General features: G+C 63.4%; 1 protein-coding gene. It reads right to left on the minus strand.

All coding sequences use genetic code 11. The annotated features are described in order from the left end of the window. Positions 1-107: 107 nt before the first annotated feature. A complete protein-coding gene (locus AC1D00_RS40655) occupies positions 108-1199 on the minus strand; it encodes a TRAP transporter substrate-binding protein (protein ID WP_135173515.1) in 1092 nt (363 codons plus the stop codon). Between the last annotated feature and the right edge of the window lie 309 nt (positions 1200-1508).

The following is a 1508-nucleotide window of genomic DNA, read 5'->3' on the forward strand; positions in this document are numbered from 1 at the left end:
GCGTAATCCGGGACGGTGCCGTTGACGTGCGGGATCCCGGATTGCGCTACGCTCCATCCGGGCTACGGAGCTGGGCGCGGCGTCAACACCGCGCCCTCTTCTTCCAATCAGGTCTTGTTGCGCATCTTGCTGAGCAAATAGTTGTCGTAGAAGTTCTCCGCGATCTGCGTGTAGAACAGCAGCTCCTTCATATACGCGTCGTGGCTCTCCTTGGTCCGCTTGAACAGGTCGCTCTTGGCGGCGAGCTCGTTCAGATGGTCCTGGGTCGCGTTGTAGCAGGCCTCCAGCACCGGCTGCGGGAACGCCTTCAGTTCGGCGCCGTTGGCGATCAGGCGCTTCAGCGCCGCCGGATTCACGCTGTCGTACTTCTCGAGCATCCAGGCGCCGGCCGCCGAGGCGGCCTGGTTGACGATGGCCTGATACTGTTTCGGCAAGCTTGCCCACTTCTCGTCATTGACGATCATGTGCAGCATGGCGCCGCCTTCCCACCAGCCCGGGAAGTAATAGTATTTGGCGACCTTCTGGAAGCCGAGCTTCTCGTCGTCATAGGGACCGACGAACTCGGCGGCGTCGATCGAGCCCTTCTCCAGTGCCGAATAGACGTCACCGCCGGCGAGCTGCTGCGGCACGATGCCGAGGCGCGCCAGCACATGGCCGCCCATGCCGGCAATGCGGAATTTGAGGCCCTTGAGATCGTCGACGGTCTTGATCTCCTTGCGGAACCAGCCGCCCATCTGGGTGCCGGAATTGCCGCAGAGGATCGCATGCGCCTTGAACGGCTTCAGCGCCTCGTTGGCGAGATCGGCACCGCCGCCGAAATGCCACCAGGACTCCTGATGGCGATGGTTCATGCCGAACGGCGCGCCGGTGGCATAGGCCAGCGCCGGCTCCTTGCCGATGTAGAAATAGAGCGGCGTCTGCGCCATCTCGACGGAGGCCGCGCTGACGGCGTCGAGCGCCTGCAAACCGGGGACGAGCTCACCGGCCGCAAAGGTCTGGATCTGGAATTTGTTGTCGGTGGCCTCGGCGACGTATTTCGCGAAGGTCTGCGCCGTGCCGTAGATGGTGTCGAGCGATTTCGGGAAGCTTGAGGTCAGGCGCCATTTGATCTCGGGCGCGCCTTGCGCAATCGCAGGTGCGGCAACCAGCGTCGTCGCGCCGGCGACCGCGCCGCCCTTGAGGAATGTACGGCGTTTCATGATGGGGTCTCTCCCTAAAGCACGGCTTCAAATGGACGATTTAGGCCACGGTCTTCGCGGACCGTTTGCCCTTTCCCGTCGCCGAGTTCAAGCTGGGAGCGGAAGGCCTGTAGCCCGGACGGAGCCCTGTAGCCCGGATAGAGCGCAGCGTAATCCGGGGTTCGTGCCACACGGAGGGTCGTGCGGTGTGGTTTGGTCTGTCCCGGATTTCGCTTCACTCCATCCCGGCTACGAAGTGCCGCCTTAAAGCAGCTTCGCGCTCACGAACAACGCCCGCACGGCGTTGGTCGCCTGCACCGCGAGCATGGC

The sequence above is a fragment of the Bradyrhizobium sp. P2_E8 genome (genome assembly GCF_056403875.1).

What these genes read in the sequence shown, in the direction of transcription:
- AC1D00_RS40655 (WP_135173515.1), bottom strand. Translation starts at nt 1,199, where the DNA reads ATGAAACGCCGTACATTCCTCAAGGGCGGCGCGGTCGCCGGCGCGACG.